A 25,108-nucleotide genomic window follows, 5' to 3' on the forward strand; every position below is an offset into this window, starting at 1 on the left:
TTTGCGGCCCATCGCGACACAAGGCCGCTCCTACAGGAATTAAGCGATCCCCTGTAGGAGCGGCCTTGTGTCGCGATGGGCTGCGCAGCAGCCCCTGCATTTGAAGCAACAGCTTATCCCTCAGGCCCTCAACCCGCCAGGATGAAGTCCGCTGCGGTCACCGTGGTCGCATCCGCCACCCCCACCAGGCGGATGGAGTCGGCCGCGCCGATGCTGACCAGTGTATCCGCGCCAACATCGGCGATGATCACGCTGGCAGCAAAGGTGGCCGCGGTGATGTTGAGGGCGGTGATATCCAGCCGGTCCTGGCCACCCGCCGCGATGGCATCGAAGTTGATGATCAGGTCGTTGCCGAAACCGGCCGCAAACTGGAACACATCGTTGCCGTCAGTGGCCATCATGGTGTCGTTGCCGGCACCACCCGTGACCGTGTCGTTGCCTGCTGCACCGTTGAGGAAGTCGTTGCCGGCGCCGCCGAGCAAGGTGTCATTGCCAACATCACCAAACAGCGTGTCGTTGCCATCGCCGCCCTGCAGGGTGTCGTTGCCGTTGCCACCGTCCAGGCTGTCATCGCCAGCACCACCGTTCAGCGTGTCGTTACCGGCATCGCCCAGCAGCGTGTCGTTGCCGTCACCGCCATCCAGGCGGTCATCCCCCCCGCCACCGTTCAGGCGGTCGGCGCCCAGGCCGCCGAACAGCTGGTCGTTACCCGCATCGCCGTTGAGCGTGTCGTTGCCGGCATTGCCATTGAGGACGTCGTTGCCACCGTCACCACTGAGCGTGTCATTACCTGCCGCGCCATTGATGATGTTGGCCAGGCCATTACCGACACCGGTGAAGTTGCCCGCCCCGGTATAGGTCAGGTTTTCTACGTTGTTGACCAGGGTATAGCTGGCCAGCGTGGTACGTACCAGGTCCGTACCTGCCCCCGTAGCCTCGACCACCACATCGCCGACGTTATCCACCACGTAGGTGTCGTTACCGACGCCACCCACCAGGCGGTCAGCCCCTGCACCGCCGTTGAGCAGGTCGTTGGCAGCGCCACCGGTGATGGTGTTGGCCAAAGCATTACCAGTACCCGTAAAGGCGCTGCTGCCGGTGTAGGTCAGGTTCTCGACGTTGGCACCCAGGGTGTAGCTTGCCAAGCTGGTCTGCACCAGGTCGGTACCGCCGTTCAGCGCCTCGGTGACCGTGTCGCCAGCGTTGTCGACCACGAAGGTATCGTTGCCGGCTCCGCCGATCATTACGTCCGCACCCAGCCCGCCATTGAGGATGTCGTTGCCGTCCTCGCCGTTGAGCAGGTCGGGGTCGTCACCGCCGTTGAGGGTGTCGTTGCCGACACCACCAAACAGCTGGTCGGCGCCACCCAGGCCATTGAGGATGTCATTGCCACCCAGGCCCGAGATGATGTCGTTGCCCGCGCCACCGGTCAGCGTGTTGGCACCGTTGGTACCGACCAGCACCACGCCAGGTGGCACTGTCACCGCTGCGGTGGCTGCCGAAGTCAACGACTCCAGGGTGCCGAAGCCATCGGTGTAGCGCACGATCACCCGCAGCTGCTGGTTGCCTTGGGCAAAGCCCGGGGTGAAGGTGGCAGCGGTAGCACCGGCGATGTTGGCGAAGGTGCCGCCAGTGCCCTGTTGCCACTGGAAGGTGAAGGCACCCAGGCCGTCCAGGTCGGCAATGGCCCCCGTGAGCGCGGTCAGCGTCTGCCCTTGGTCGGGGGTGGTGTCGCTGATCAGCACCGCACCGGTCGGGGCGTCGTTGACGTTGGCCACCGGGTCGAGGATATCGGAGGCGACACTTTCCTGTACGCCAAAGTCATCCTCGTAGCTGACCACCACCCGCATGTTCTGCCCCACTTGCGCCTGGGTCAGGACAAAGGTGCTGCCAATGGCACCAGCAATGTTGACCCAGCCGACACCGCGGTTGGACTGCCACTGGAAGCTGAACTGCGGGTTGCTCAGGCCATCGGCATCGACGATGGTTGCCGGGTTGGCGGTGAGCGTCTGGTTCTGGCGCAGCAGCCCGGTCACTGTAGGGCCGGCACTCGGCGCGCTATTTGGCGACGAGTCGACGATTTCCAGCGTGCCTTTGGCGTCCTGGTACACCCCACGTACGCGGATGCTCAGGCCGGCCACATCGTCGGTCACCCGGTAGGTGCTGCCGATGGCCCGCGAAACCTCGCCGGCCGCGACGGAGGTGATGTCTTCGTACACCCCCGAACCTGGCAGGCGCTCGACCTGCCAGTAGTAGGCGATCGGGCCGTTGACGGCACCGCTGGCATTGGCCGCGCTGGCGTTGTCGGCATCGTGCACCGCCAGGTTGGTGACTTTCAGCAACTGGCCGCTGACCGGTGTGTCGTCCCGTACGCCGCTGGCTGCATCGAGAATCACCAGGTGCCCCGAAGGGCCTGCGTTCACCGCAGTGCCCACGCCAGAGGCCCGCGCAGTGTCCGAGAACTGCAGCCGCTCGATGCCAGTCAGGTGATCGACACCATCACGCCCGGCCACCAGGTCGGTGACGGTCACCGAGTTGCCATCGACCACCACGTTGTAGTCGGTGGACACCCCCGAGAACAGCGCGGTGTCGTAGTTGTCGGTACCGCTGAGAATTTCCCGCACGATCACCAGTTGGCCCGGGTTGTAGGTGCCATTGAGCATGAACGGCACCATCGGCTCCATGCTGTTGAAGCTGGCGATTTCCGGGCCGCTGCCGTCGTGGTTGGCGCGTACGCTGATGCGTACGTTCAGCCACTTGTCACCGTCGAGGATGTCGTCCCCGCCACGGCCTTCGAGCAGGTCGCTGCCGCTGCCGCCGAGGATGATGTTGCCGCCGTCGTAGAACGTCGCGCCAGCAGCCAGCAAGCCGGCCAGGCCGTCGATCAGGCTGATGTTGGTCAGCACACTGCCCGTCGCGCCAGCGGTAGGCAGTGAGGTGGCGTCTTCGTTGTCACCGCGCAGGAAGTCGCCATGCGCCGAACCCGACAGGCCTTCCATGATGTCGAAGCGCACCAGCGCCGAAGCGCCAGAGCCCGGTACCGGCGGTACATCGAAGAAGCGATCGCTGTAGTCGATGGTCACGCCCTGGGCGAGGTCCTTGAAGGTTGCCCAGTCATAACCCGAGCCGCCGATGTAGCGGTCGCCGAAGCCCAGGCTGCCGACCATGATGTCGTCGCCGCCTTCACCGTTGAACTTGTCGTTCTCGTTGCCGCCGATGAACACGTCATTGCCGATGATCGGGTCGTTGCCGAGCGGGTCGAAGTTGTCGCCGGGCGCGCCGTCCGAAGTGCCCTTCTCGATCCAGTCGTCGCCTTCGTTGCCCATGTCCTGCTCGTTGGCCTTGCTGCCGAGGATAAAGTCATTGCCCTGGCCGCCAATGGCTTCGGAGGCATCCTCACCCGTAACGATGAAGTCGTTGCCGAAACCGCCGATGATCAGGTTGATGCCGTTACCGCCGTGCAGCACGTCGTTGCCGTCGCCGCCCTGGATGTTGTCGTCACCGCCCATGTCGCTGATGATGTCGTCACCGGCACCGCCGCGCAGCTGGTCATTGCCGTCGCCACCTTCGATGCGGTCGTTGCCGGCATCGCCCCACACCGTGTCGTCACCCTCGCTGGAGACCAGGATATCGTCACCATTGGTACCGCCCAGCACAATATGCTCGGTACCGGCATAGCGGATGTAGTTGCTGTCCGGGCCAACCGTCAGCGGGCTGTCACGGAACACCACCTGCTGGCCGTTTTCGCCCAGCGGGTCGGCATTGCCCAGGCCATCGTTGTACTGCTTGCTCTGGTCAAGCTCCAGGTAGAAGCCAGGGTCGGAGAACACCAGGCCCGGCAGGTGCGTGGCCGAGGTGTTGGCCATGATCAGCTTGGCGAACGAGTTGCTTTCCAGCTCGGCGTTCATCGACAGGCCGGCGGTGCGTTCCAGGTAATAGAAGCGGTCGCCGTCCTGCAGTTTCTCCATCTGGTTCTCGAACACGAAGTTGAAGGTGGTGCCGAGCATGCCGCCGAACGGGGTTTTCTCTTCGGCCAGGCCACCGATCCACAGGTCGATGGCATCGACCCCGGTGATGGTCACCCCTTTCAAATCATCGACGGTGCCCAGTACGCCATCCTTGCCGGCCAAGGTCTTGTTGGCCCAGGCGCCGCTGCTGTTGAGGAAGTCCAGGCGGTCGGCCGGCGCACCATTGCCGCCGAACACCAGGGCCATGGCCGCAGCACGTTTTTCCAGCAGTGTGGTAGCCCCGGTGATGCTGCTGTGGGTGCCGTAGGCGGCGATGAAGTTGATCAGTGACTCCGGATGCTTCAGGTGCTGCACCAGGTCAACCCAGCTGGTGTACGGCTTGAGCTGGGTATCGCCGGTTTGCCCGTAGATATCACGGCGCAAGGCGTTCAGCGAGGGGATGCCGACGTCGCGGCCACGGGCGATGTTGATGGCCGGCAGGTCCAGCGGCAGGCCAAGCAGGTTGTTGCGCAGCGCCTCGGTGACGAACTCGTCGATTTCGTTGCCGGCCTGGCGGGTGACCCCCCGCACGATGGCGCTGGTGGCGTCCTCGGGGGTAACGCCACTGGCGGCATAGGCCAGCGGGTTGAGGAACGCCGCGATCAGCCCCAGTTGCTGGTCGGGGTTGGCACTGGACGGGTCCTTGATGACGTTGAAGTCGATGTCGAAACGGTCGACGGTCTCGGTCAGCATCGAGTGGCCAAAGCGGTACACGGTATGGGCGAACTCGGCGACGATCGAGGCGTCGAGGTCGACGTCGTACACCTGGGTCGGGGCGAAGAACAGGTCGACCCGTGGTTGCACGGTACGGGCGAACTCTTCGAACACCAGGTGCTGGTACTGCATTTCGGTGCCGAACTTGGCCGCCTGGAACAGCCGCTCGCCGTTCCACACCAGGGCGTCGACCTGGGCCTGGGTGGTGGGCAGCGCGGTGACCGGGTTGAGCAGCCATTCGTTGAGGAAGGCCAGGTCCTTCGAATCAAGCACGGTGTCCTTGGTCTGTGCCACCAGCCGGTTGTGCTCGGCGTGGAAGATCGCATGCACGGCGGTCAGGCCAATGTTCTCGTTGACCCGGCCATCACCGGCGATGTAGTGCGCGTCCAGCAGTTCGTTGTCGTAGGACAGGTTGGCCCCGGTATTCGGGTTGACCGGTACCGCGTTGCCAGCAACGTTGTCGGCATCCGGCGCCAATGCCCCAGCACTGAACACCGGCACGGCATTGTGGGCAATGTCGGCCAGGAACTGATGGCCGGTGCGTACGGCGTTGACCAGGCTGATCGGCGCCAGCGGGTTGCCCTCTATTTGTTGGTCATCGGCAGTACCGGCGATGCCGTCGGCCCCCTTCATCACTACCATCGGGTAGCCGTGCGGCCCTTTGATGAAGTTGCCATAGGCGTCGGTGGCCAGCAGCGGCACGTTGTCGACGTCGGCGTCGGTCAGGTTGATACCGAGCAGGTCACGGGCTTGTGCCTTGACCACCTTCCAGGTGGCCATGCCGCCGATTTCGTGGTCATCGGCAGTACCGAACTTGCCATCGGCGCCCAGGTCGCGGTTGGTGATCAGCTGGCCGGTAGCGACCGGGCCATTGGCCGTCATCATGTACGCGCGCAGGAACACCTGGTGCGAGGGGTGCGAGCTGTAGGTCTGGTTCTGGTCCACAAACGGCGTGGTGGTGTTGGTGTGCTCGTGGATGTCATCGGCCGTGCCGAGTACACCATCGGCGCCCGGCAGGTTGGTGGCACGGGTCACTACCATGAAGTTGGTGAAACCGTTCTGCACATACAGCGGGTCGTCAGGCTTGAGCGGAATGTAGATGGTGCCCGAACCGCCCTTGGTGACCAGGTCCAGGCCATGGTCGAAGAACTGCCCGAAGAAGGTCATCCAGGCATTGAACGGCGCGGACAGCCCGGCATCGGCGGCGGTGTTCTCGAACAGGTACACGTCATGGTCGTCAGCGGTACCGAACTGGCCATCCATGCCCGGGCTGGCGACAACGCGTACGCCGTCCTTGAGCACGTCGTCATTGCCTTGCGCGCCGAAGTCCAGCTTGCCGTTCAGGCCCGGGTCATAGGCGGTGGCATAGGCCGCCGGGTTGTTCGAGGTCTGGTCGACGATCAGGTTGCTGATGGTACGCGGCTGCGAATCGAACACCGGGCCGTTGGTCTGCTGGTACGAAGAGCCCGGAATGGCTGGCGAGCCAGGGCCGAAGAAGCCTGCCGGCGCGCCTTCTGCCGGGTTGAATACCGGGTCGGCGAGGCGCGGGAACACGTTGTCGGCAGCACCGTACTGGGTGTGGTTGTTGCCGTTGAGGTTCATCAGGTTGTTGTTCGAACCATCCACCGCGCGCAGGCCCAGCGGCGCGCGGATGTTGGGGATCAGCGAGAGGATGTCCTGGCCGTGGGCATCGGCCTCGGCGATCTTGATTTGCGCGAGGATGAAGTTGAGGTCGGAACGGACCATGTGCAGGCCTGCGCCACCGTCACTGGCATCCACCACCGGCACGGCCGGTGTCGGTACCACCGGCGCGCCCGGCAGCACGGCACCGGTGGGCTGGGAGAACAGCACTTCGGTGGTGCCGTGGGCATCCTGGTAAATGGCCTTGACCCGCAAGTTCAGGCCGGCCAGGTCTGGCGAGACCTTGAACGAGGTGCCGTCGGCACTCTGGAACGCCAGGTCGCCGGCGGGCAGCAATATGATGTCCTGGAACACACCGCTGCCCGGGTCGGCCTCGAACTGCCAGTAATAGGACACAGAGCTGTTGGCCAGCGTACCCAGCGGGTTGCCGGTGCCAATGTTGTCGGCATCGCGCACGCCGGCCACGCTGACGGTGAGCATGTCGCCCACCGTGATGGTACCCGCGTTGCCACCGGTTACGGTGGGGCTGCCGGTGGGCTGTGCGTTCACCCCTTGCACCAGCACGCGCTGGCTGTCGGCGAACTGCAGGCGCTCGATGTGCAGCAGGGTATCGACGCCGTCACGGCCGGCCACGGTGTCGGTCACGGTCCACACATCGTCGGCGGTATCGGCCGTACCCTTGTCGTTCTGGGTGACTACGTACTCGCTCTGCACCCCCGTGAACACCGCGGTGTCGAAGGCCGCGCCGCCCGTCGAGGTGCCGGGCAGGATTTCCCGCACAGCCTTGAGCTGGCCGGGGTTGTAGGTGCGGTCGAGCATGAACGGGATCATGTCGACCATGCTGTCGAAGCTGGCGATTTCCGGGCCGGTGTGGTTGACGTCGCCTGGGGCGTACACCGCGATGCGCACGTTCAGCCACTTGTCGCCGTCAATCAGGTCATCGCCGCCACGGCCTTCGATCAGGTCACTGCCGTTGCCGCCCAGCATGATGTTGCCGGTGGCAAAGCCGCTGGTTGGCAGGCCGGCATCGGTCAGGAACTGCCGCAAGCCGTGGATCAGGTCGACGTTGGTCAGGGCGCTGCCCGTGGCGCCACCATGGTTGAGGATGGTCACGGCATCGACGTCATCGCCTTTGAGCACGTCGGCGAACTTCGAACCGGACACCCCTTCCACCTCGGCAAAGCGGTCGAGGATGGAGGCCGGCGATGCACCGACCGGGTTGAATACCCCGGCGTTCTGGTTCGGCGCATTGCCATGGGGCTGGGCCAGGGCGGCCAGGCTCAGGTCGACGGTAACGCCCATCTGGTCATTCTTGTAGGTCACCCAGTCGAAGCCGGACATGCCGTCCATCTTGTCCTGGGCATCACTGCCGACGAAGATGTCGTCGCCGCCCTCGCCGATCATTTCGTCAAAGCCGCCGCCACCGACGAAGATGTCGTTGCCGACCACTTCGTCACCCAGCAGCGGCGCAAAGTTGTCGCCGGGCGCACCGTCCTGGGTGCCCTTCTCGATCCAGTCGTCACCCTCGTTGCCGGTGGGTGGCAGGTTGGTCTTGGCACCGAGAATGAAGTCATCGCCCTGGCCGCCGAAGGTGGTGCTGATGTCTTCGGTGGTGATGATGAAGTCCTGGCCATCGCCACCGAGGATCAGGTTGCCGGCCGCCAGCATGCTGCCGGCAACGATCACGTCGTTGCCGGCGTTGCCTTCCAGGCGGTTGTCACCGAACGAATCGGTAATGATGTCGTCGCCTGCGCCGCCGAGCACCGCGTCATTGCCCGCGCCGCCTTCCAGCACATCGTCGCCGGCATCGCCGTAGACGGTGTCGTCGCCGTCACCGGAGATGATGATGTCGTTGCCAGAGGTGCCGCCCAGCACCACGTGGTCTTCGCCGGTGTAGTGCAGGTAGTTGCTGTCTGGCCCAACCGTATCGGGGTTGTCGCGGATCACCAGCGGCACCAGTTCGACGCCGTTGATCATGATGCCGCCAGTCGGGTCAGCGCGGCCGTCGGCGCCCAGGCCGGTGAACTGGTTAGCCTGGTTCACTTCGAGGGTGAAGGTGGGCGTGAGGAACACCGTGTTGGACAGGTGGGTGACGTCGGAGTTGAGCATGATCAGCTTGGCGAACGAATTGTTCTCAAGCTCCGTGCCGAAGTTCATGCCCGCCGTGCGCGACAGGTAGTAGAACCGGTCACCGTTCTGCAGGGCTTCCAGCTGGGTTTCGAAAACGAAGTTGAAGCTGGAACCGAGCATGCCGCCAAAGGGCATTTTCTTTTCGGCTAGGCCGCCGACCCAGAAGTCGATGGCATCGACACCGGTAATGGTCACCCCGGCGTTATTGGCCCAGGCGCCAGTGCCGTTGAGGAAGTCCAGGCGGTCAGCCGGCGCGCCGTCGCCGCCCAGCACCAGCGCCACTGCGGCCGCGCGCTTGGCTGCTTCGGTGGTGGCCGCAGTGATGCTGCTGTGGCTGCCGTAGGCGGCGATGAAGTTGATCAGCGATGCTGGGTGCTTGAGGTGGTCGGCAAAGTCGACCCAGCTGATGTAGGGCTTGAGCTGGCTGTCACCGGTGGCGGCGTAGAACTCGCGACGCGCCTCATTGAGGCTGGGGATACCGGTGTCACGGCCACGGGCGATGTTCAACGCCGGCAGGTCCAGCGGCAGGCCGAGCAGGTTGTTGCGCAGGGCTTCGGTGACGAATTCGTCGATTTCGTTGCCCAGTTGGCGGGTGACACCGCGAATGATCGCGCCGGCCGCTTCGTCGGCAGTGGCACCACTTTCGGCAAACGCCAGCGGGTTGAGGAAGGCAGCGATCAGGCCCAGTTGCGGGTCGCCGTTTACCGTGTCGAAGTCAGCATCGAAACGGTCGACGGTTTCGGTCAGCATCGAGTGGCCGAAGCGGTACACCACATGGGCGAACTCGGCGAGTATCGCCGGGTTGATCGAAGTGTCGTAGCCGTTGGGCGCAAGGAACTCGTCGATCTGCGGCTGGATGGTGCGGGCGAACTCTTCGAATACCAGGTGCTGGTACTGCATTTCAGTGCCGAACTTGGCAGCCTGGAACAGCCGCTCGCCGTCCCACACCAGCGCGGCGATGCCGGCGGGCGTGGTGGGGATGGCGCTGACGTCATCGATCAGCCATTCGTTAAGAAACGCCAGGTCACCGGCAGCCAGCAGGGTGTCCTTGGTTTGCTGCACCAGGCGGTTGTGCTCGGAATGGAACACATGGTGCACGGCAGTCAGGCCGATGTTCTCGTTCACCCGGCCATCGCCAGCGATGTAGTGGGCGTCGAGCAGTTCGTTGTCGTAGGTCAGGTTGTTGCCGCCCTGCCCCACAGGCTGTGCGTTGCCGATGGCAGTATCGGCGTCGGCCTGCAGCACCCCACCGACCACCACGGGCGCGGCATTGTGGGCAATGTCATCGAGAAAACCATGACCGGTGCTCACGGCATTGGCCAGGCTGATGGGCGCGGCGCGGTTACCTTCAACCAGCGTGGTGACGTCGTCGGCGGTGCCCGCGATACCATCGGCGCCATTGTTCACGCGCATCACCACCTGCGGCATGCCATTGGGCCCACGCAGGAAGTTGCCATAGGGGTCGGTGGCCAGCAGCGGCACGCTGTGCACGTCGGCATCGGTCAGGTTGATACCCAGCAGGTCACGGGCCTGGGCCTTGACTACCGCCCAGGTGGCCATGCCGCCGTTTTCGCTGTTGCCATCGTCGCCAGTGCCGAACTTGCCATCGGCACCCAGGTCGCGGTTGGTGATGAGCCGCCCGGTAGCCACCGGGTCGCCAGCGGCGTTGAGCGTGTACTCGCGCAGGAACACCTGGTGCGACGGGTGCGAGCTGTAGGTCTGGCTCTGGTCGACAAACGGCGAGGTGGTGTTGGGCTGGCCATCGTCGGCGGTGCCTAGCACGCCATCGGCACCGGCCGTACGCACGGCGCGCGGTAGCACCATGAAGTTGGTCGGGCTATTGGCTTTGTACAGGGGGTCGTCCGGCAGCAGCGGGATGAACACGATGTCGCTGTTGCTTTTGGTGACCAAGTCCAGGCCGTGGTCGAAGAACTGGCCGAAGAAGGTCATCCAGGCGTTGAAGCCGGCGGTCAGGCCGACGTCCGGCGAGACGTTGGGGATGAAGAACACCGGCTTGTCGTCGGCGGTACCAAAAACCCCGTCGATGCCTGGGCTCATCACCGGGGCCGCGCCGCCATTGGCCTCGACGGCGGCCGGGTTGTTCGCCGTCTGGTCGACGATCAGGTTGCTGATGGTACGCGGTTGCGTATCGGTGACCGTGCCGGTGCCGACATAGTTGGCGCGGTACGAGGCATCGAGCAGGCGCAGGAACGAATTATCAGCGGCGCCGAACTCGCTCTGCCCTGCCACCAGGTTGTTGTAGCTGCCATCCACGGTGCGCAGGCCGAATGGTACCTGGCTGTTGGGCAGCAGGTCGATCAGGCTGGTGCCTGCGGCATGGGCTTCGGCGATGAAGATTTGCTTGAGGATGAATTCCAGGTCCGACTTGCTGAAATTGGCCATTTCAATTGCCCTCGATGTCGGGAGAAATCACAGGGCAACAGGGTCCTTCCCGCGCCCAGTCAGGTATGACGTGCGCAGTTTCTGGTGATGGGTTCTGGGGCTGCTGGGCGGTCTCATGCTGACGCCGCGGGCCTCATCGCCGGCAAGCCGGTTCCCGTTGAAGCAGAGGGAACCGTGTAAACAGTGCGATACAGCGGTGTAACGCACGTGCATCGCTCCCAGCTCACGCAGGGGCCGAATACATCAGACTAAAGTCGCAGGCGAAAAGCTTGTCAATATCCCGTCAAAAATATCGACCTGCAATGATAATGCGTTGCAACTCGCTGTTTTCAGGAGACTTATAAAAAGTTCAAAGATTTTATAGAGCAAAAAGATATTACAGGATGTTTCGCTGCAACCTACGCTGCTGCTTATAACAAGGCCGCGGTGGCCTAGCCGCCTGCGAGCCGCTCAGAAGCCACGACTACCGCTGTACGGGGCGCCGCAAGGGCTTCCCGTTTTGTGAAAAGGGAGGCCTTCGATGCAAAAGCCGCCGCGATCCCGCTCCGAACTCGCTGACACACTCTTTCGCCTGCGCCGCAGTTTCTACGCCCTGGCCGCGTTCAGCGGCGTGATAAACGTCATGATGTTGACGCCAGCGGTGTACATGCTGCAGGTGTACGACCGCGCCTTGGTCAGCCGCAATGTCACCACCCTGGCCATGCTCACCGTGCTGGTGGTGGGGTTGTTCCTGCTGATGTCGGCCTTGGAGATGATCCGCACCCGCGTGTTGGTCCGGGTTGGCAACTGCCTGGACATGGACCTTAACCGGCGCATCTTCAGCGCCGCGTTCGAGCGCAACCTGAGCCGCGCTGGCGGCAACCCGGCACAGGCCCTGCAGGACCTGGCGCAAGTGCGGCAGTTCCTGACCGGCAACGGCTTGTTCGCCTTCTTCGATGCGCCCTGGACGCCGATCTACCTGCTGGTCTGCTACCTGATCCACCCTTGGCTGGGGCTGGTGACGATGATCGGTTCGCTGATACTGGTGTTCCTCGCTTACCTCACCGAAAAGGCCACGCAAACGCCACTGGCCGAAGCCAACCAGGCAGCCCTGTCGTCAGCCAGCTACGCCAACAACAACCTGCGCAATGCCGAAGTGATCGAAGCCATGGGCATGCTGCCGGCCATTGGCAAGCGCTGGTACCAGGGCCACCTGCGCATCCTGCAGATGCAGACCCTGGCCTCCGACCGCGCGGCGCTGATCAGCAGCACCGGGCGCTTCGTGCGCATCACCTTGCAGTCGCTGATCCTCGGCACCGGTGCATTGCTGGCGATCGAGGGCAAGATCACCCCCGGCATGATGATCGCCTGTTCGATCCTCACTGGCCGCGCACTGGGCCCGGTGGAACAGGTGATTGCGTCGTGGAAGCAGCTGCTGGGCTGCCGCCTGGCCTGGGGCCGGCTCAACGACCTGCTGCAAGACTACCCACAGCGGCCACCGAGCATGTCACTGCAGCGGCCGATGGGCATGCTGGCGGTGGAAAACGTGATCGCCGGCGCCCCCGGCAGCAACACCAGCATCGTACGCGGGGTGAGCTTCAGCCTGGCTGCCGGCAACAGCCTGGGCATCATCGGCCCGTCTGCCTCGGGCAAGTCGACCCTCGCCCGCCTGCTGGTGGGTGTATGGCCAGCCCAGGCCGGCAAGGTGCGCCTGGATGGCGCCGACATCTTCACCTGGAACAAGGCCGAGCTGGGCCCATGGCTCGGCTACCTGCCACAGGACGTGGAACTGTTCGAGGGCAGCATCGCCGAAAACATCGCGCGCTTTGCCGAAGTGGACAGTGACGCGGTGATCCGCGCGGCCCGCAGCAGCGGCGTGCACGAGATGATCCTGCGCTTCCCACAGGGCTACGACACCCGCCTGGCGGCCGACGGCAGCCCGCTGTCCGGCGGCCAGAAGCAACGCATCGCCCTGGCGCGCGCACTGTATGGCGAGCCCAACCTGGTGGTGCTGGACGAACCCAACGCCAACCTCGATGACGTTGGCGAAAAGGCCCTGGTAGATGCCCTGGCCGAGCTGAAGGCACGCGGGGCCACGGTGATTCTGATTTCACACCGGCCCAATGTGCTGTGCGCCGTCGACCAGATCCTGATGCTGCGCGACGGTGGCGTACACATGCTTGGCAGCCGCGACGAAGTGTTCAACGCGCTGCGCAAGGCCGCAGTGATTCCGGCGGCCGCTGCGGCGCCGCTGGCTTCGGTAAAAGCCCGGGAGTGATCGATCATGCACATGGCTCAACATTCCGAATTGATCCCCGCCGAAGCCAGGGAGCTGATCGACCTGGATGCAGGCCGCCCGGCACGCTGGGGCGTGTGGCTGGTCATCGCCGGCTTTGGCGGTTTCCTGCTGTGGTCGTGCCTGGCGCCACTGGACGCTGGCGTGGTCGCCACCGGCACGGTGAAAATCACCAGCAACCGCAAGGCAGTGCAGCACCTGACCGGTGGCACGGTTGAGGCGATCCTGGTGCGCGAAGGCGATGTGGTGAACAAAGGCCAGGAACTGGTGCGGCTCGACTCGCTGCGCGCTGTGGCCGAACAAGGCGCGCTAAGCGCGCAGTACATCGTCAGCAAGACCGTGGAAAACCGCCTGGAAGCCGAGCGCGACGGCCGCGACACGGTCACCTTCGACCCGGCCCTGCTCAAGCACTATGGCAGCGACCCGCGCCTGCTGGCGGCCATGGACCTGCAACAGCGCCTGCTCGACACCCGCCGCGCGGGCCTGGCCGGCGAGCTGAGCATTCTTGAAGAAAACCTCACCGCCTCGGCCGTGCAGCTCAAGGGCCTGCAGCAGGTGTACGGTGCCCGCGCCTCGCAGATCGGCTTTCTCAACCAGGAACTGCAAGGCACCCGGGTGCTGGCCGCCGAAGGCTACGTACCACGCAACCGCCTGCTGGAGCTGGAGCGCAGCAATGCCGACCTGTCGGCCGGCCAGGCCGAGAACCTTAACAACATCGCCCGCGCCCGCAGCCAGGCCACCGAGATCAAGCTGCGCATCCTGCAGCGCCAGCACGATTACCTGAAAGAAGTGGAGTCGCAGCTGACCGACACCGCCAAGGAAAACACCACCCTGGCCGACCGCCTGCGCGCCCTGGATTACGAAGTGACGCATACGGTGATCCGCTCGCCGATCGACGGCATGGTCCAGGCCCTGAGCATTGCCACGGTCGGCGGTATCATCCAGCCGGGCGCAAAAATCATGGAAGTGGTGCCGCTAGACCAGCCGCTGCAGGTCGATGCGATGATCCCGGTGCAAGCCATCGACAAAATGGTCCCGGGCCTGGCCGTGGACATCGCCTTCCCGGCCTTCAACCACGCCCAGACGCCGAATATTCCGGGGCGGGTAAAAACCATATCCGCCGACCGCCTGCTCGACGAAGAAAGCAAGCAGCCGTTCTACCTGGCCCAGGTGGAAGTGACTGCAGCCGGCATGGGCCTGCTGGGCAGCAACCACATTCGCCCCGGCATGCCCGCCACCGTCACCATCAAGACCGGCGAGCGCAACCTGCTCAGCTACCTGCTCAAACCGATGCTCGAACGCGTCGACGCTGCGTTCAAGGAGCAATGACATGAAATGCCCGTGCCTGCTGTTGTGCCTGATGGGCGTGGCCGTGCCGGCCAGTGCCATGGACCTTAAAGAAGCCTGGGACCTGTTGCAGTACCAAGGCCCTATCTACCGCGCCGCGGTCCATGAAAAACAGGCCGGCGGCGAAAACCGCGCCATCGGCGAAGCCGGCCTGCTGCCGCAGATCAACGCGGCGGCCTACTTCAACCGGGTCAATGGCAGCCAGCGCCAGAATGGCCAGGACAACGACCTGGATTATGACTCCAAGGGTGCCAACGTGCGCCTGCGCCAACCGTTGTTCAACAAGCAGAAAATGGCCGAGTACCGCCAGGGCCAGCAACGCGCCGACTACAGCGTGGCGGTGTTCGACGCCAAGAGCCAGGATGCGGCGGTGCGCCTGGCCGACGCCTATTTCGACGTGCTGCTGGCCAGCGAAACCATCACCCTGGCCAAGGCCAAGCTGACGGCGTTCGAAGAACAGCTGGCTTCGGCGAAGCGGCGCAAGGAACTGGGCGCCGGCACCATCACCGACGTCGACGAATCGGTGGCCCGCCGCGACTTGGCCGAAGCCGACCTGATCGACGCGCAGGACAACCTGGTCAACGCCCGACGCAAACTGGAGGAATACATTGGCGAAACCCCGCAGGCGCTGACCACCTTGCAGCCGGGCTTCGCCACGCCACCGCTGATGCCGGGCAACCTGCAGGACTGGCTGGTCAAGGCCCAGGCCGACAGCCCGCTGATTCATGCGCGCCGGCACAACTACGAGCTGGCCGAGGAAGAGGTCAACCGCGCCCGTGCCGGGCACTACCCGACGCTGGATTTCGTGGCGGGTTACACCGCCGGCAGCAGCCAGTCGATCTCGGAACTGAACCAGCGCAACCACTACAGTTCGATCGGCCTGGAGCTGAACATTCCGCTTTACAGCGGCGGCAGCACCAGCGCCCTCGCCCGCCAGGCCAGCGCCAACAGCTCCAAGGCCCTGGACGAACTGGATGCCACGCGCCAGGAGGTCATTTCCGACACCACCCGCGAGTACCGCGGCGTGCAGAGCGGCGCCCTGCGCGTGCATGCGCTGGAAAAGGCCGTGGCCTCCAACGAACGCTCGCTGACCTCGACCCGCAAGGGCTTCAAGGAAGGCGGCACCAGCACCAACTCGGACGTGCTCAATGCCGAAGAACTGCTGTATGACGCCCGCCATGACCTGTTCGAGGCCAAGCTGAACTACCTGATGGCCAGGCTACGCCTGGCCTCGTCGGTCGGCAGCCTGGGGGATGATGATATCGAGCAGATCAACGGTTACCTGGGGCCGGAGTTGATGGTAAGCAATTGATGGCTGGGAAGATGGAGGCGGCCAATCGAATGCCCACCAATAACGGGTGAATGATCGGCTTTGCCGGGATATCCACTCCGACTCGGAACGGCCGTGCTTTTGCTCCTGCTTTTGATCTTGCATTTGATCTTGCTTCTAAGCGCGCGATAGTTCAGGCGCCACAGATTGCGACTTCAGGAGCCCTCCGCTCGGCCTCCTGAAGTCGCAATTTGTGTCGCCTGAACTATCGCGCGCTTAGAAGCAAAAGCCGAAGCAAGAGCAAGGGCAAGAGCAAGCGCAAGCGCAAGAAATGTGAGCTAAGCGCCTTCAGGCAGCAGGCTGCGGTCAAACATGAATGCCCGCTCGCCCTGCGGCGTGTACTGGTACAACTGCTGCGGCCGGCCCAGCTTGGGCTGGTTCTTTTCCCCGGTGTCCCTTACCCACCCCAACTCGCGCAAGCGCTCCAGGCGTTTGCGCAGCGAGGTGCCGTTCACTGCCTGCCCCAGGCACGCCTGCACTGCCCCCAATGCATCGAGCACGGTGAATTTCTCCGCCAGCAGGTACAGCGGCAGGCTGCTGTACACGGTCTTCGCCGCCAGCCGCTCGCGGGCGCGCTCCACCAACAGGTTGTGATCGAACGGCAACAGCACCTTGCGCGCCAGCACGCTTTCCAAGTCGAAAAACGCCAATTGCTCGCCTTCGACCACCTGCCCCGGGCCGAGCAAAGCCAGGTAATAGGTGCTGAGCGACCAGCCCCGTGGATCACGGAAAGCATTGCCCTCGGTGCCCACCTGCTCCATGTAGCGAGGCACAACCTGGGTTTTCTCACGTAACGCACGTTCGGCGGCAGCTTCCAGGCTGGTATCAGCGGTGCGGCCATTGACGATTACGCCGGGCAGCGCCCACTGGCTGGCATGCGGCTCGCGCTCTCGACGGTGCAACAACACTTGCAGATGCTGCGCACCAGGCGCCAGGCGCAGGGCAACGATATCGACACTGGCCAGAACTTCGACTGTACTCACCGGGCAACTCCTTGTTCAGTGCCGCAATATTCCATCAGAGCATCTAAGTAAGGCAACCAGAAAACGCGGCAACAAAGTCGCTTGACACACATAATGCACCAGGTGAATTATATTGGCATTCCAGCAAGGAGAACCGCCATGAAGATCGCCAGTTTCGATGTCGACGCCCAGAACGGCTTCACCCGCAACGCGCCGCAAGAGCTGCCCGTGCCCGAAGGCGACGAAATCGCGCTTGATCTGAATGCCATGGCCCTGCGTGCCGACCTGCGCCTGGGCAGCAAGGACGCCCACCCGGCCAACGCCGCCTGGGTGGTCGCCGAACCCGCGCACATGCTGCAGCCCTTGCAATTGACCAACGCCGACCTGACCTGGGTCAGCCATTGCGTGCCGGGCACCCCGGGCTTCGAGCTGCTGCCTGGGCTGCCCGCCCCCATCGACTACGACTATTTCGTGTGGAAAGGCGTCGAGCCCGATCTGCACCCCTACGGCGCCTGTTACCACGATCTGGCTGAACGGCGCTCCACCGGGGTAATCGAATACCTCAAGGTGCAGCAGGTAAGTACGGTGATCGTCGGTGGCCTGGCCCTGGATTACTGCGTCAAGACCACTGCCCGCCAGTTGCGCCAGGCCGGCTTTCAGGTGCTGCTGTATCTGCCGGCCTGCCGCGCGCTGACCCAGGCCGGTGCCATCGAGGCGTGTGGCGCCCTGGCCGCCGAGGGCGTGATCCTCTGCGGCGACGAAGCCGCGCTCGACCACCAGCTTGCCCAGATCAAGGAAGACCGCCCATGAGCGAAAGTGTTTTCGGCCCACGCATCATCCAGAACCTGCTGGACACCGACTTCTACAAAATCACCATGATGCAGGCGGTGCTGCACAACTACCCCAACGCCGAAGTGGAATGGGAGTTTCGTTGCCGCAATGGTGAAGATTTGTCCCCGTACCTGGCAGAAATCCGCTACCAGATAGAGCAACTGGCCGAGGTCACGGTCACCCATGACCAGTTGGCCTATCTGGAGAAAATCCCGTTCCTGAAACCGGACTTCATCCGCTTTCTAAGCCTGTTCCGTTTCAACCTGCGCTACGTGCAGGTGGGCCTGGACAACACCGGTCAGCTGGCAATCCGCGTCCGCGGGCCGTGGTTGCATGTGATCCTCTACGAAATCCCGTTGCTGGCGATCATCAGCGAGGTGCGTAACCGCTACCGCTATCGTGAAGTGGTGATCGAGCAGGTCGGCGAGCGCCTGTACCAGAAGCTCGACTGGCTGAAGGCCCAGGCCAGTGCCGATGAACTCGCCGGCTTTCAGCTGGCCGACTTCGGCACGCGGCGGCGCTTCTCCTACCGGGTGCAGGAAGAGGTGGTGCACATTCTCAAGCACGACTTCCCAGGCCGCTTCGTCGGCACCAGCAATGTGCACCTGGCCCGCGAATTCGAGCTCAAACCGCTCGGCACCATGGCCCACGAATGGTTCATGGCCCACCAGCAGCTCGGCCCGCGCCTGGTCGATAGCCAGGCGGCCGCGTTGGAGTGCTGGGTGCGGGAGTACCGCGGGCTGCTGGGCATCGCCCTGACCGACTGCATCACCATGGATGCGTTCCTCGGCGATTTCGACCTGTACTTCGCCAAGCTGTTCGACGGTTTGCGGCATGACTCGGGCGACCCGCTGGCCTGGGCGGAAAAGGCCATTGCCCACTACGAGCGGCTGGGGATCGACCCTAAGAGCAAGACCCTGATTTTTTCTGATGGGCTAGATTTTGCCAAGGCGCTGGGGCTGTATCGGGCGCTGCATGAGCGGATCAACGTGAGCTTTGGCATTGGCACCCGGCTGACCTGCGATATCCCGGGGGTGGAGCCGATGAACATCGTGATCAAGATGACCGACTGCAATGGGGCACCGGTGGCGAAGATTTCCGACAGCCCGGGCAAGACCCAGTGCCGGGATGAGAATTTTGTTGCCTATATGAAGCATGTCTTCAAGGTGAGTTGATGGTGCCTGTGCTGGCCTCTTCGCGGGTAAACCCGCTCCCACAGGGATATCACAACCCTTGAAACCTGTGCGGTCACTGTGGGAGCGGGTTCACCCGCGAAGAGGCCAGCACAGTCAACCCGCCTCTTGCAAACCAACACACAACTCAAAAAACCGCGCCGCCGCCCGCGACGGCGAGGCCGCATGCGGCATCAATATGGAAAACCGCCTGATCAACGCCTGCGGCACCACCTGCAACCGGTGCAACGCCCCATCTTCATGGCGGATCGACATCGCTGACACAAAACCGATCCCCATCCCGGCCCGCACCGCCTCTTTCACCCCTTCCACCCCGGCAATTTCCAGCGCCACACGCATGGCCACGCCATCCCGGGCAAACGCCCGCTCGACGATCTGCCGCACGCCCGAGCCGCTCTCACGCAGCACCAACGGGTAGGCACCAAGCGACGCCAGCGCCTGCTGTTCACTCCCTGCCAAGGGGTGCCCACGCGGCACAATCGCCACGATCTCGTCCTCGCGCCACGCCGTCACCTCGGTCCCCAACGGCAGCTCCTGCCCAGGCGGGCCTTCAATGAGGGCGATATCGACACTGTCCAGGGCGGCGACGATCTCGGTGGTGTTGCCATGCGAGGTAGTCACCACCACGTCTGGATAACGCCCATGAAAATCGGCGATCAGGTAAGGCAACAGGTAGCTGGCCGGCGTGGTGCTGGCGCCGATGCGCAAGGTACCTCGCTCCAGCCCATGCATGGCCTCGCGCAGCACCTGGGCCTGGCGGAAGGTTTCACGCAGGCGCTCGGCATGCGCCAGTAATTGTTCGCCAGCCGCCGTCAGCCGCACACCGCGCCCGGCACGTTGGTAAAGGGGCTCGCCAAACGCCTCCTGCAGCAGCTTGAGCTGGCCAGATACCGCCGGCTGTGACAAGTGCAGGGCCTGGGCCGCATGGCTGATGTTGCCGTACTCGGCAACCGTGGCAAACGTTATCAGCTGTTCTGGGGTCATGATTAGAAAATATCAGCTATCCGGATATTTGCCATCCTAAATTACGATTTTTTATAAGCTTATAACCCGATTAACGTAGGCCTTGTCGAAACACCTTTCCGGAGGACTCACATGGCCACGGTTCCGTCCAACCCTGCTTTTGCCCCTACCCTTTCTACCAAAGGGCGGCTCAATGGCATTCTTTTCGTCGCGCTGTTCGCGCTGGCGGTCACGCAACTGGCAGCCATGCCCGCCATCGCCAACCTCGGCATCAGCCCGCTGATTGTCGGTATCGTCGCCGGTGCGCTGTATGGCAATGCACTGCGCGACGGCGTACCGGCAAGCTGGGCGGCAGGCATCAACTTTTCCGCACGCGGCCTGTTGCGCATTGCCGTGGCGTTCTTTGGGCTGCGGGTTAGCCTGCAGGAAATATCCGAAGTCGGCTGGTCTGGCCTCATCGTTTCGCTGCTGGTGGTGAGCAGTACCCTGCTGATCGGCCTGTGGTGCGGGATGAAAGTGTTCAAGCTGGACCGCGATACTGCCTTGCTGACTGCCGCCGGTAGCGCCATCTGCGGCGCGGCGGCCGTGCTGGCTTTCGAGTCGGCACTGCGCAGCGCCCCGCACAAGAGCGCCATGGCGGTAGGTAGCGTGGTGCTGTTCGGCACCTTGTCGATGTTCCTCTACCCGCTGGCGATCAACGCCGGCTGGCTGCACCTGGACACCATGGGCGCCGGGCTGTTGCTGGGCGGCACCCTCCACGAAGTGGCGCAGGTGGTCGGCGCGGCCAGCAACGTCAGCCCCGAGGCTACGCATATCGCCACCATCGTCAAGATGACCCGGGTAATGCTGCTGGTGCCGGTGCTGCTGGTGGTGGGCCTGTGGATCAGCCGCTCGCGCCAGGCTGGCCAGGCGCAGGGCAACGGGCGCATTGCCATGCCCTGGTTCGCCTTCGGCTTCCTCGCATTGGTACTGGTGAACTCGCTGCAGGTGCTGCCCGGCAGCGTGACCCAGGCGGTCAACAGCCTGGACACCTTTGCCCTGACCATGGCCATGACCGCGCTGGGCATGGAAACCCGCTTCAGCCAGATCCGCCAGGCCGGGCCACGGGCGCTGGCTACCGGGGCGATTCTCAACCTGTGGCTGGTTGGTGGGGGTTTGGCGATTACCCTGGGTGTGCAGAAGCTGTTGGGCTGACCTTGGACCGAGTCGCCTGGTTCGCGGCGGTTCGACGCCTCGATAAACCCGCTCCTACACGTACAGCGCAAGCCTTAAGGGCAGCGCGCTCCCTGTAGGAGCGGGTTCACCCGCGAACCAGGCGACTCGGTCTCAAGCTTTTTCACAACCCCCCTCGTTGCCGTCCACATTTCTAGGTATGGTGTTGTCAAAGAAGGATGTTTTACCCGCACAGGAAAGACTTAGATGCCTCAACGCCATGTCATCAATGCATCCGTCAGCCCCAAAGGCAGCCTGGAGACGCTGTCACAACGTGAAGTGCAGCAACTGAGTGAAGTCGGCACCGGTAGCCTCTACACCCTGTTCCGCCAGTGCGCCCTGGCCATCCTCAATACCGGCGCCCATGTCGACAATGCCAAGACCATCCTCGAGGCCTATCAGGACTTCGAGGTACGCATCCACCAACAGGACCGCGGCGTACGCCTGGAGCTGCTGAATGCCCCGGCCGATGCCTTCGTCGATGGCGAAATGATCGCCAGCACCCGTGAAATGCTGTTCAGCGCCCTGCGCGACATCGTCTACACCGAAAGCGAGCTGGCCAGCCAGCGCATCGACCTGGAAAGCTCCCAGGGCATCACCGATTACGTCTTCCACCTGCTGCGCAACGCCCGCACCCTGCGCCCGGGCGTGGAGCCGAAGATGGTGGTGTGCTGGGGTGGCCACTCGATCAGCAGCGAGGAATACCAGTACACCAAGAAGGTCGGCCACGAGCTGGGCCTGCGCAAGCTGGACGTGTGTACCGGCTGCGGCCCGGGCGTCATGAAGGGCCCGATGAAAGGCGCCACCATCGCCCACGCCAAGCAGCGCATGCATGGCAGCCGCTACCTGGGCCTGACCGAGCCGGGCATCATCGCTGCCGAGGCGCCTAACCCGATCGTCAACGAACTGGTGATCCTGCCGGACATCGAGAAGCGCCTGGAAGCCTTCGTGCGTGTCGGCCACGGCATCATCATCTTCCCCGGTGGGGCCGGTACGGCAGAGGAATTCCTCTACCTGCTGGGCATCCTCATGCACCCGGACAACCACGAGCTGCCGTTCCCGGTGGTACTCACCGGCCCGCGCAGTGCCGAGCCGTACCTGCAACAGCTGCACGCCTTCGTCGGCGCCACCCTGGGCGAGGCGGCGCACCGCCTGTACGAAATCATCATCGACGACCCGGCCGAAGTTGCCCGGCACATGGTCGAAGGGCTCAAGGAGGTGAAGCAGTTCCGCCGCGAGCGCAACGATGCCTTCCACTTCAACTGGCTGCTGAAGATCGAAGAAAGCTTCCAGCGCCCGTTCGACCCGACCCACCAGGCCATGGCCGAGCTGGACCTACGCCGCGAGCTGCCACCGCATGAACTGGCGGCCAACCTGCGCCGGGCGTTTTCTGGCATCGTCGCCGGCAACGTCAAGGACAAGGGCATCCGCCTGATCGAAGAACACGGCCCGTACCAGATCCACGGCGACAGCGCCGTCCTCGACCCGCTGGGCCGGCTGCTGCAGGCGTTCGTCGACCAGCACCGGATGAAGCTGCCCGGCGGCGCCGCGTACGTGCCTTGTTACCAGGTAGCAACCTGACCGCGCCTTGCTGAAATCTAAGCTTGGCGTCATGCCCCTGTGGGTCGGTCATCGCTAGCCTGAGTGCCGCGATGACTGACCTCCAGGGGTTTGACAAAAAGTGATGTGCAGCGCCATGGGAGCGGGTTCACCCGCGACCGTGCCGGGCGGTTAGCCGTTCAATACCTCAAGCACTGGCGGGCACTTGCCGTGGCGCACGCACGCCCCACAACCAGTACCCCAGGGAAAGCAGCAGCAACCAGCCCACCCCGACATACAGGGCCGTGCGACTGGCCGGGAACCAGCCGAGCACGCCGAAGATGAACACCATGAAAGCAATCGCGCACGCCGGCCCTACCGGCCACAGTGGCACACAATAATCCAGTGCGGCCACCTCCTCCCGGGTCATGCTGCGGCGCATGGCCACTTGCGACAACAGGATCATCAACCAGACCCAGACAATCGAGAACGTAACGACGGCCGCCAGCACCAGGAACAGATCTTCTGGCACCAGGTAGTTCAACACCACGCCCAACAGCAGCGCCACGCCCATCACTGCAACCGTCATCCAGGGCACACCGAAGCGCGACAGCGAGGCAAAGCCTGCAGGCGCCTGGCCGTTTTGCGCCATGCCGTACATCATGCGCCCGGCGCTGAAGATATCGCTGTTGATGGCCGAAACCGCGGCAGAAATGACCACGATGTTGAGCACGGTTGCCGCTGAACTGATGCCCAGGCCACTGAAAATTTGCACGAACGGGCTACCGTGGCTGCCGATGGCGGTCCATGGGTAGATGGCCATGAGTACAAACAGGGTCAGGATGTAGAACAGCAGGATGCGCAGCGGCACCGAGTTGATTGCCTTGGGCAACACGCGCTTGGGGTCCTTCGCCTCGCCTGCAGTGATGCCGATCATTTCAACCCCGCCAAAGGCGAACATGACCACGGTGAATGACGCAATCATTCCGCCGATGCCATTCGGCAAGAACCCGCCGTGGCTCCACAGGTTGGAGACAGCGGCAACGGTGCCTGCATCGCTATCCAGCTGGATGCCCAAAAGCAACACCGCCGCGCCAGCCACAATCATGGCAATGATTGCAGTCACCTTGAGCAATGACAGCCAGAACTCCATTTCGCCAAACACTTTCACGCTGCACAGGTTCAGCGCACCGATAAAGAACACGATGCCCAGCACCCAGATCCATGCCGGTGTTTCGGGGAACCACAGCGCCATGTAAACGCCGAACGCCGTCACATCTGCAAGGCACACCACCAACATCGAGAAGGCATAACTCCAGCCTGTCAGAAAGCCGAAGTAGCGGCCCAGGTATTGGCTGGCATAGTGGCCGAACGAACCGGACACCGGGTTATGCACCGCCATTTCGCCAAGGGCGCGCATCATCATGTAAATGGCCGCGCCGCCGATCAGGTAGGCCAGCAATACCGAAGGCCCGGCCAGTTTTATCGCCGACGCCGAGCCGTAGAACAGCCCGGTGCCGATAGCAGAACCCAACGCCATGAAACGAATATGCCGGGTAGACAACCCCCGCTTGAGCTGGTGTGAGGATTGAGCGTTCATAGATACCTTCTTGATCTTATTATCAGGTCCGCACAACGCCGATGCCGTGCGGTTTATCAGGCACGCATGCTTTCAATCATCAAGCCCGGGGCCACAGCACCGGGAACAGTTCGTGGTTCATGGGGGCACCCTTGGCCAGTTGTGTTTCCAGCCCAGGGAATGGCGGCGAAGTGCTCCACTGGCGCGGTGCATGGGTAATGTCGTCGCCGAGGAAGCGTACCGAGAACGCCCGCCGCCGACGGTTGCCACCGACGCCGCCAGCGGCGTGCAAGGTCAGCATGTGGAAGAACACGGCATCGCCTGGGGAGAGCGCCCAGCCGAGGATGTTCCAGGCGCTGCGGTCGGCCTCGATATCCGGCAAGTCGGCCAAACTGCCTTCCGGGAACCATTTGGCCTGGCTGTCCAGAAACGTGCGCGGCATCAGCCACGGCCCGAGGTGTGAGCCTGCAACGAATTCAAGGGTAGACGCCCGTGCAACGGGGTCGATGGGCATCCACATGCTGCAGTTCTGGCGCCCGTCGATGTTGTAGTAGGGCTGGTCCTGATGCCAAGGCGTGCGTTGCCGGGTGTTGGGCTCTTTGACCAGCAAATGGTCGTGATAAAGCCGGGCGGTTTCGCTGTGCATGAGTTGCGCGGCAACGCTTCCCACGCGGCTTTCGAAGATAAACTGGCGATAGGCTGAAATATCGTTCCAGTTGCAGAAGTCTTCGAAGAACCAACCTGGGTCGTCTGGCCGGCTGGCCACTTTGGCGCGCTCGCTGGGGGTTTTGAGATTCTGTTCGATACCGGTTTCGAGCAGCGCAACTTCGTCTGGCGTGAATAAACCGCGAATACAAACGGCACCCTCACGCTGGAATGCTTCGATGGTTTCATCGCTTAATTGAAATTCGACGGACTGTTTCATAACGCACCCTTTAGTCTTTTTATTGGGCAACAGCACCACTGCCACGTGTCAGGCAGA

The 25,108-nt window shown here is 63.3% G+C and carries 12 protein-coding genes; 7 read left to right on the forward strand and 5 right to left on the reverse strand.

The window, feature by feature from the left end; genetic code table 11:
• Window positions 1-128: 128 nt before the first annotated feature.
• A complete protein-coding gene (locus ACIP02_RS24080; RefSeq protein ID WP_400621602.1) occupies window positions 129-10,895 on the reverse strand; it encodes a peroxidase family protein in 10,767 nt (3,588 codons plus the stop codon).
• A 520-nt stretch (window positions 10,896-11,415) separates the two neighbouring features.
• Here ACIP02_RS24080 and ACIP02_RS24085 point away from each other — a divergent pair.
• Genes ACIP02_RS24085 through ACIP02_RS24095 form a run of 3 tightly spaced genes read left to right on the forward strand, consistent with a single transcriptional unit; the run spans window position 11,416 to window position 15,829 of the window.
• A complete protein-coding gene (locus ACIP02_RS24085) occupies window positions 11,416-13,152 on the forward strand; it encodes a type I secretion system permease/ATPase (protein ID WP_400621605.1) in 1,737 nt (578 codons plus the stop codon).
• A 6-nt stretch (window positions 13,153-13,158) separates the two neighbouring features.
• Complete coding sequence (locus tag ACIP02_RS24090; RefSeq protein WP_400621608.1) at window positions 13,159-14,499, forward strand: HlyD family type I secretion periplasmic adaptor subunit; 1,341 nt, start codon at window positions 13,159-13,161, stop codon at window positions 14,497-14,499.
• Between the two features lies 1 nt (window position 14,500).
• Window positions 14,501-15,829, forward strand: a complete 1,329-nt coding sequence (locus ACIP02_RS24095; RefSeq protein ID WP_400621611.1) for a TolC family outer membrane protein — start codon at window positions 14,501-14,503, stop codon at window positions 15,827-15,829.
• A 296-nt stretch (window positions 15,830-16,125) separates the two neighbouring features.
• Here the strand turns inward: ACIP02_RS24095 and ACIP02_RS24100 are convergent, their stop codons facing one another.
• A complete protein-coding gene (locus tag ACIP02_RS24100) occupies window positions 16,126-16,830 on the reverse strand; it encodes an NrtR DNA-binding winged helix domain-containing protein (RefSeq protein WP_400621614.1) in 705 nt (234 codons plus the stop codon).
• 138 nt (window positions 16,831-16,968) lie between these two features.
• Between ACIP02_RS24100 and ACIP02_RS24105 the strand changes: the two genes are divergently transcribed.
• Both ACIP02_RS24105 and pncB read left to right on the forward strand, forming a co-directional pair.
• Window positions 16,969-17,619: a nicotinamidase gene (locus ACIP02_RS24105; RefSeq protein ID WP_400621617.1), complete on the forward strand. Its 651-nt coding sequence runs from the start codon at window positions 16,969-16,971 to the stop codon at window positions 17,617-17,619.
• Window positions 17,616-18,815: a nicotinate phosphoribosyltransferase gene (gene pncB / locus ACIP02_RS24110; protein WP_400621619.1), complete on the forward strand. Its 1,200-nt coding sequence runs from the start codon at window positions 17,616-17,618 to the stop codon at window positions 18,813-18,815. Before ACIP02_RS24105 ends, pncB begins: the two co-directional genes overlap by 4 nt.
• Window positions 18,816-18,929: 114 nt before the next feature.
• Here the strand turns inward: pncB and ACIP02_RS24115 are convergent, their stop codons facing one another.
• Window positions 18,930-19,817, reverse strand: a complete 888-nt coding sequence (locus ACIP02_RS24115; RefSeq protein ID WP_400621622.1) for a LysR family transcriptional regulator — start codon at window positions 19,815-19,817, stop codon at window positions 18,930-18,932.
• A gap of 111 nt (window positions 19,818-19,928) precedes the next feature.
• Between ACIP02_RS24115 and ACIP02_RS24120 the strand changes: the two genes are divergently transcribed.
• Both ACIP02_RS24120 and ppnN read left to right on the forward strand, forming a co-directional pair.
• Complete coding sequence (locus ACIP02_RS24120; protein WP_400621625.1) at window positions 19,929-20,990, forward strand: YeiH family protein; 1,062 nt, start codon at window positions 19,929-19,931, stop codon at window positions 20,988-20,990.
• A gap of 225 nt (window positions 20,991-21,215) precedes the next feature.
• Window positions 21,216-22,589 (forward strand): nucleotide 5'-monophosphate nucleosidase PpnN, encoded by a 1,374-nt coding sequence (gene ppnN / locus ACIP02_RS24125; protein WP_400621628.1) that lies wholly within the window; start codon window positions 21,216-21,218, stop codon window positions 22,587-22,589.
• A 166-nt stretch (window positions 22,590-22,755) separates the two neighbouring features.
• On the opposite strand, the gene ACIP02_RS24130 is transcribed toward ppnN, so the two are convergent.
• Together ACIP02_RS24130 and ACIP02_RS24135 are read right to left on the reverse strand one after the other, a co-directional pair.
• Window positions 22,756-24,147, reverse strand: coding sequence for an amino acid permease (locus ACIP02_RS24130; protein ID WP_400621631.1), 1,392 nt, complete (start codon window positions 24,145-24,147; stop codon window positions 22,756-22,758).
• 79 nt (window positions 24,148-24,226) lie between these two features.
• A complete protein-coding gene (locus ACIP02_RS24135) occupies window positions 24,227-25,051 on the reverse strand; it encodes a phytanoyl-CoA dioxygenase family protein (RefSeq protein WP_400621634.1) in 825 nt (274 codons plus the stop codon).
• Window positions 25,052-25,108 lie beyond the last annotated feature (57 nt).

It is taken from the genome of Pseudomonas sp. NPDC089408 (assembly GCF_044749445.1).
Classification (GTDB): Bacteria; Pseudomonadota; Gammaproteobacteria; order Pseudomonadales; family Pseudomonadaceae; genus Aquipseudomonas.